This is a genomic window from Amycolatopsis ultiminotia (genome assembly GCF_039536925.1).
In the GTDB taxonomy this organism is placed as follows: domain Bacteria; phylum Actinomycetota; class Actinomycetes; order Mycobacteriales; family Pseudonocardiaceae; genus Amycolatopsis; species Amycolatopsis ultiminotia.
This window is the reverse complement of record NZ_BAAAZN010000014.1, coordinates 236,412-243,034: the sequence shown is the minus strand read 5'-3', so window position 1 is coordinate 243,034 and position 6,623 is coordinate 236,412. Positions and strand designations below refer to the sequence as shown.

General features: G+C 69.0%; 6 protein-coding genes and 2 pseudogenes. 2 read left to right on the top strand and 6 right to left on the bottom strand.

The genetic code is table 11. From position 1 onward, the window contains the following. Nucleotides 1–424 precede the first annotated feature (424 nt). Nucleotides 425–1,097, bottom strand: a pseudogene (locus ABD793_RS29285) (IS701 family transposase); the annotation flags it as partial. A gap of 177 nt (nt 1,098–1,274) precedes the next feature. Further along, nucleotides 1,275–2,216 carry an alpha/beta hydrolase family protein gene (locus ABD793_RS29280; RefSeq protein ID WP_344865773.1) on the bottom strand — a complete coding sequence of 314 codons (942 nt, stop codon included), beginning with the start codon at nt 2,214–2,216 and terminating at the stop codon, nt 1,275–1,277. 49 nt (nt 2,217–2,265) lie between these two features. Between ABD793_RS29280 and ABD793_RS29275 the strand changes: the two genes are divergently transcribed. Then, nucleotides 2,266–2,688 carry a winged helix-turn-helix transcriptional regulator gene (locus tag ABD793_RS29275; protein ID WP_344865771.1) on the top strand — a complete coding sequence of 141 codons (423 nt, stop codon included), beginning with the start codon at nt 2,266–2,268 and terminating at the stop codon, nt 2,686–2,688. A gap of 334 nt (nt 2,689–3,022) precedes the next feature. On the opposite strand, the pseudogene ABD793_RS29270 reads toward ABD793_RS29275, so the two are convergent. The 4 genes and pseudogenes from ABD793_RS29270 to ABD793_RS29255 form a co-directional block, all read right to left on the bottom strand. Continuing rightward, nucleotides 3,023–4,124 (bottom strand): annotated as a pseudogene (locus tag ABD793_RS29270) (IS701 family transposase); the annotation flags it as partial. 134 nt (nt 4,125–4,258) lie between these two features. After that, on the bottom strand, nt 4,259–5,134 hold the full coding sequence (locus ABD793_RS29265; protein ID WP_344865769.1) for a RidA family protein: 876 nt from the start codon (nt 5,132–5,134) through the stop codon (nt 4,259–4,261). Further along, nucleotides 5,127–5,570 carry an SDR family oxidoreductase gene (locus tag ABD793_RS29260; protein WP_344865767.1) on the bottom strand — a complete coding sequence of 148 codons (444 nt, stop codon included), beginning with the start codon at nt 5,568–5,570 and terminating at the stop codon, nt 5,127–5,129. Before ABD793_RS29260 ends, ABD793_RS29265 begins: the two co-directional genes overlap by 8 nt. Before the next feature lie 175 nt (nt 5,571–5,745). Next, on the bottom strand, nt 5,746–6,303 hold the full coding sequence (locus ABD793_RS29255) for a hypothetical protein (protein ID WP_344865765.1): 558 nt from the start codon (nt 6,301–6,303) through the stop codon (nt 5,746–5,748). A 126-nt stretch (nt 6,304–6,429) separates the two neighbouring features. Between ABD793_RS29255 and ABD793_RS29250 the strand changes: the two genes are divergently transcribed. After that, the gene (locus ABD793_RS29250) at nt 6,430–6,585 is read left to right on the top strand and encodes a hypothetical protein (RefSeq protein ID WP_344865764.1); all 156 of its coding nucleotides are present in this window, start codon (nt 6,430–6,432) and stop codon (nt 6,583–6,585) included. The last annotated feature ends 38 nt before the right edge of the window (nt 6,586–6,623 follow it).

Genomic DNA, 6,623 nt, shown 5'->3' with positions numbered 1-6,623 from the left:
CCGCGGCCGCCGAGTCCGGCAACCGCGAAGTGCCGCTGATCCTGCTCGAACCCACCGAGAACTGACCGGACTCACCACGGGCGCCCGGCGCACACCCGGGCGCCCGCCATCCGGCCGACGCCGACCGAACCATCCGGTGGATCGACATCGCTCCCTGGTCACCCTGGCGCCGACGCCATCAACACCGCGCGAAGACGAGCTACTGTCGGCGACGACAACTCATTTAACGAAGTGCTGCTGGAGTACTAGTACTGCAACGGTAGTTAGGTGAGTGGGTGGCCGCGGCGTGTGTGGTGGCTGTGGCGGGCTTGGTGTTGTCGTCGGCGGCGCCAGCGTGACCAGGACCAGGCATGGTCGGCTGCGTCAGCGGCACGCAGGATGAGTTTGGTGAGCAGGTGTCGGATCTCCGGTAGCGTAAACCCGATCATGCCTGGCTCGTCGACACCAGTTCCCTTTTTATGGCAGGGGATCTGGATAGGGCGAGCCAGGCGTGGGTGAGCATCGACAGGGTGATGTGGGCATACCACGCCCGCCACGATCGGGCCTGGTAGTGATCCGACCCGGCTTCGTTTTGGCCTGCTGGAAACACTCCTCGATCCGCCACCGGGCCCCGGTGATCCAGGCCAGATCCGACAGGGTGGACCGGCGGGGGTCGTGGCAGACGTAGCAGGCGATCTCGGTCGGATCCGAGAGTGAGCGGCGGGCAAGCAGCCAGTGCCCGCGCCCGGCCTGCCGGCCAATCCGGATCGGCACCCGCGCCCACTCGCACTCGCGTGGCCCGCGCGCGCCGGCACCGACCGACAACCGCCGCCACGCCCGGACGGGCAGGTCCGCGATCAGCTCGTCGGCTCGGGCTTCGCGACCGCCGGTGGTGACCAGAGTGTCGTTGACCTTGGTGGCCAGTAGTGCGCGGCATCGTGGGCCTCCAGCCATAACCGCAGGTACTTGACCTGCCCGTAGGCCGCATCGGCCGTGATCCACGCGAACGGCACCTTCGCCTCGAACGCCCGAGCCAGCATCACCATGGACTGGCGAGGTTTCGTCTCGAACTCGGCCTCCTCCGGAATCCCGGCCCGCCGCCGCCGGCCCCGGTCGGTGATAGAGATGCCGTGCGCCGGCAGGTCACTGCAATCTCGTGCAGGTCAGCGGGTCGATTCCGGCCGTGCCGAAGCACGGCACGACGATCGCAAAGATATCGGCCGGTGCGATCATTCCGACGCGTCGATCCGTGACAGGGCGCGGTGACCGGGTGGCTGAGCCCGGCCACCGCACATTCACTTGCTCTCGATGCTGAATGCGCCGGAGCTGTCGGCCACCCGGTCTTGCAGCCCTCGCCAGCCGGTCGCGTCGACGTCGAGGACGTCGCGGAGAAAGGCGGAGACAGCGTCCGCGACAAGCACGACGCGGGCCGGGTCCTCATCGGTGGTGTCCTTGACGTACTCACCGGAGATCCCGCCAAAGAGGTGCTCGGCCTCGGCGACGGTGAGCAGCCGTTTCGGGGCCGGACTGCAGTGGTAGGCGTCGGTGAACCATTCCGGCCCGCGGGTCGACGCGGCCGACTGGTCCTTGCCGCCGGCGATGACCAGGGCAGGGGTGGCCATGGTGGAGAAATCCGGGCGCGCGAACGGAAGGTACTTGAGCGCGAAGGGAGTCAGCGCCTCGCCGGTACCGGTCGCCGCGATGAGCGCGCCCGCTTTGACGGCGGGGTGCGAGAAGTCCTCACCCGGGTTGCCCACGGTGTCGAGGACACGAGCGCCCAGAAGGGCTCCGGCGGTCTGCGCTCCCCAGGAGTGCCCGACGACGGCGACGCGGTCGCGGTCGACGCGCGACGGCAGGCCGCCGACACGGTCGAGGATGTCGCCGAGACCGTCCAGGACACCGTGCAGGTCGGCGATGCGCAGGCGCCAGATGGTGGCGAAGCGGGGGTCGTCGAAATCGATGTGGTTGCGTCGGGAGTCCAGGTGGGTGGGCTGGATCACGACGAACCCGGCTGCTGCCCAGCGGTCGACGAGGGGTTCGTAGCCGTCCATCGACCAGGCGTTGCCGTGGGAGAAGACGATGACGGGCAGGTCATCCCCGTCGGCGGGCGCGGTGACCTTGACCTGCAGGTCGATGCCGCGGTCGGCGATCGGGACGGTGATGGGTTTGACGGCGATGAGCAGGCGGTCGAACGCGGTGGCAGGCATGGTTCCCTTTCCCGGAAGCTGTCGTTCCATACCGTCGACGCTAGGAGCGCGAAAGGCACCGAATGGTAACTTTCGGATCATGAGCAATGACCCGCCTACCAGCGCGACGGGGAGCCTCAGCGCGGGCACGGTGTTCCTCGCCGACTGCAACGCGCGGCTGGCGATCGAGATCATCGCCAGCAAGTGGTCCGTGGTCACCTTGTTCGCTCTCGCCGACGGCCCCAAGCGCCCCAACGAGCTCGTCGCGCTGTCCGGCGGAATCTCGCGCAAGGTGTTGACCCAGACCCTCCGCCGCCTGCAGAGCTACGGCCTCATCGACAGACAGGTCTATGCCGAGGCGCCGCCACGGGTCGAATACAGCCTGACCGCGCTCGGTCAGACGCTCCGGGAGCCGATCGCGGCGCTGACCGAGTGGGCACGAACCAACGGTGATGCGGTCGTCGACTTCCGGGAATCGACTGCCACCGATCGATCGGGCGTCGACGACCGACCGTCCGGTTGACACGTGTCGCGCCCCTTGGCGAACAGCCATCCGGCATCGCGAGGGCAGGGGCCACCCAGTACGTGCCCATCTTCGCGCCCACGACGACCCGGTGACGAGTTCTCCCCGGTTCTTCTGGCGTAACTGAGGGGGGCTAGTACTGCGGCCGCTGTTGGTTAGGTTTGGCGGTGCTGGTGGTGGTGGCTGGCTTTGGTGCGGTGTTGATGGCGCCGTCGTGACCGGGCCCGGGTGTGGGCGCGGTCGGGGAGGTGGGTCGGGTGTGCCAGGAGACGGCGGATTTCGGCGAGGGTGGGTGGAATGAGGCCGTTGCCGGGTGTTGTGGGGTCGAGGGTGTGGTGACGGCGAGGTAGGTGTGTGCGAGCATGGCGAGGGTGATGTGTCGGTACCAGGCGTCGTAGCGGCGGACCTGGTAGTGGTCGAGGCCGACTTCGTTCTTGGCGTTCTGGAAGCATTCCTCGATGGCTCAGCGGGCTCCCGCGACGCGCACGAGCGCGGCGTCGCTGGTGGCGTCGGGACCACAGCACAGGTAGTACGCGAGTTCGGGTTCCTTGCCCGCGGCGGTGATCTGGCGTCGGATGAGCAGCCACCGCGTCCACCCGGGCGGGGTGTGGTCGCCAGCGGGAAGGGAGGTCACCGCCCAGTCGTAGAGCCGCGGCCCTGTCGCGCTGTCGTCTGCTGAGCGTCGTTTCCAGGCCTGGGTCGGGGTGTGCTCTGCTGCGTGGCCGGCGCGGGTGGAACCGGCTCGGCGCGGGGATGGCCTGGCTGCGGGGAACTGCTACCACGTAACCGATCCGGTGTTGTTCCAGCCAGGTCCGGAACTTCGAGACCTGACCGTATGCCTCGTCGGCGGCCACCCAGGACGCGGGAACACCGGCCTCGAGTGCCCGAGCCAGCATCGTCGTGGCCGGCACCGCTTTCGTGGCGAAGGTGGCCTCGTCGCCGACTGCGGCGTCCCGGCAGCGTTCCCGATCGGCGATCCAGGACTTAGGCAGATACAACTCCCGGTCGATCAACGTCCGACCCGACCAGCGGCATAGGCGAGAAACACACCCAGCTGACAGTTCTCGACCCGCCCGGCGGTGCCGGAGTACTGGCGTTGCACGCCCGCGGACTTGGTGCCCTTCTTCAGAAAACCGGTCTCCTCGACGATCAGCACACTGTCGGGTTCGCCGAGGTGGCGGGCCATACGCCCGGACATCGTCGCGGACGCCATCAGCGTCCCAACTGGCCGCGTTCAGCAGCCGCTGCATGCCATCCGGTGTCGCATCGCCGGCCACCTCGGCCAACGTCCACCCGTTCTTCCCAGCCGGCGGCGCCAACAGCCCCCGCACATACGCCCGCGCACGCCGACGTGGTTCAGCCCGCGAGAACCGGCCCGCCACCAACGCAAACAAGTCCTCCAGGCCAACCGCCCACGCCTCGACATCCGCATCCACAATCACAAGACCAGCAGGCCACACCCACCAATAACAAACTACGGCTGCAGCACTAGGGCACGCACATGTGCCGCAAAGAAGTCCTCATGACGCCTACGCCCCCTGCTGGCGGCGGGGCCGATCGAACCTGACCGTCACGGAAAGTCGCAGCTCACCGCGAGTCGGGTTTCGTGCGGATGCTGTACGAGCCCCGCCGGGGGCACGTACGCAGCAGTCACACCATGGTTGACCTGCGAGTTCGTCAGTCTGGCGAGCTGTGCACCCTCGCTCGCATCCGCAAGCCACCTCGGCTTCTCCGACCCGGTCGCCGGGCAGCGTGAAAGCTGGGGCGGCCGGCCCTGGAACGGCTGGTCCCGCATAGGCGATGGCGCTCGCCGACCAGCTGCCCGACCGGGGAGCGAAGACAGCCGCCCGGCGACCACTGGCCCGAGCAGCTGCCCGCTGCGGCTCGTGGCCTGCACCTCTTTGCCGGTTCGCGGCGCGATGGCGGAGCCGAAGTCTCGATCCGGGTCCGCGGCAGGGCACCATGCGGACACCTCGATCTCGACCGGCGCTCCGCCGGGCAGGCTCGCGACGCCGATCGTCGTGCGCGCGGGCCGTCCACGCTCGCCCAGTGCGAGCAGCAGGAGGTCCGAGGCGGCGTCGGCTACGACAGCCTGCTTGTCGAAGCGCGGATCGCTGGCAACGAAAGCGGTGGCCTTCGCCAGGCAGGAGACATCGTCGAGGTCGACCTCCGCCGCGATCGACGCGAGGCTGTCGATCGCGCACGACTCCGCGGCCCGGCGCGCGGTGCCGATATCGACGTCCTGCCCGCGGATTCCCTCGAACACGAGCTTGCCGTCGATCTTGGGGGTCTGGCCCGCCACGTGCAGCAGGTCACCGGCGCGTCGAGTCCGGAGATAGGAATGCCCGACCGCGGGCACGACCGGGAGTTCGCGACCGGCCGCACGAAGCCGCCGTTCGGCATCGGACAGGCGCGGTTCGACGGCCCGGCGGGACTGGTCAGACATTCGAGAGCATCCCGCCGGCCACCCGCAGTTGCGCACCATTGATATAGGAGGCGTGAGCGCTCGCGAGGAACAGCACGGCCGCGCTGTACTGCTGCGGTGTGCCGTAACGGCCCACGGGGATCGCGCTGGTGCTGCTCCGTTCGACCTCCTGCACGGTGATCGATTCCCGGGCAGCCCGAGCCTCGTCGAGGCTGCGGACGCGGGCGGTCGCGATCCGCCCGGGGACGACGACGTCGGCGGTGATCCCGTCCGCGCCGACCTCACCGGCCAGCGTCTTGGACCGGCCAAGAAGCGCCGAGCGCAATCCGTTGGACGCGGCCAGCCCCGGAATCGGCGCGACGACACCGGAGGACGCGCTGGTGACGATCCGGCCCCAGCCCCGTTCCCGCATCGACGGGACGACGAGTTCGGTGAGCCGGCTCAGCGGCAGCACCATGGCCTCGAACGACTCCTGCCAGGTCTCGAGAGCGGGATCTCCAGCGCCTTCGCCGGAGCAGGACCGCCGCTGTTGTTGAACAGCACGTCGATCGGTCCGGCTTGCTCGACGGCCCGGCGGTGGGCGGCGGCGACGTCGTCCAGGCCAGCGAGGCCGGCCTTGACCGGATACAGCGTCAGCCCCGGCGTGCGGCGCACTCGACGACCGCGGCCAGCGCCTCCGCCGACCGGTCGAGTGCCACCACGCGCGCACCCTCGCGCGCAAGGTCGAGTGCGACCTGCCCGTCGAGGCCGCCGGCGCCTAGCACGAGTGCAGTGCGTCCGTTCAGTCCGGTGTCCATGTTCGTTCTTCGTTTCGGGTATTCGGATTCCGGCGGCGAGCATCGCGGCCCGCTCGTCGTGCCGGGACAGGCGTTCGAGGAGGAAGTCCACCTCTGCCGGTGCCCGGCGGACAGCGGCGTCATGGGGCGACGCTGGGTCGGGCCGTCGAGAACGCCGCGCCGGTCGAGGACGTACTTCCGCACGGCGAGCCCGGCCCCGGACTGCTGCGCGTAGCAGATCGGCGGCAGGTGCCGGTCGAACAGATCGTGCACGTGGTCCCGGTTCCCCGCGCGGGCGTGCTCGACCAGTTCCACCAGCATCTCGGGAAAGCAATATCCGGTCATCGTCCCGCCGGCACCCCGGCCGGTCTCGAAGTCGAGGAACAGGCCGCCGTTGCCGCAGAGAACCGACACCCTCGGCATTTCGCCGCGCGATTCCAGCCGGCCAAGCCTCGTGTTTCACCATGGTGGAGGCGGGCGATGACCTCCGGGCTCATGCCGACCGAGAAGGTCCGCGGATAGTCCTCGAGAACGAACGGGGTGTCGTCGCCGACCGCTGCGCTGGCCTCGGCGAAATACGAGATGATCTGCCGGTCGGAACGGAGCGTGGCAGGCGGCCCGATCATCACCCCGGCGGCGCCGCTGTCCATCACGGCGTGCGCGAACCCGCGCAGGTACTGGATCTCTTCCGGCTGACGATCAACGGTGTCGCCGATCGAGTTCCCGCGCGAAGA

Bases quoted from the DNA above. Each gene is read 5' to 3' on its own strand.
- ABD793_RS29280 (WP_344865773.1), bottom strand. From the start codon at position 2,216: ATGGAACGACAGCTTCCGGGAAAGGGAACCATGCCTGCCACCGCGTTC.
- ABD793_RS29275 (WP_344865771.1), top strand. From the start codon at position 2,266: ATGAGCAATGACCCGCCTACCAGCGCGACGGGGAGCCTCAGCGCGGGC.
- ABD793_RS29265 (WP_344865769.1), bottom strand. From the start codon at position 5,134: ATGTCTGACCAGTCCCGCCGGGCCGTCGAACCGCGCCTGTCCGATGCC.
- ABD793_RS29260 (WP_344865767.1), bottom strand. From the start codon at position 5,570: ATGGTGCTGCCGCTGAGCCGGCTCACCGAACTCGTCGTCCCGTCGATG.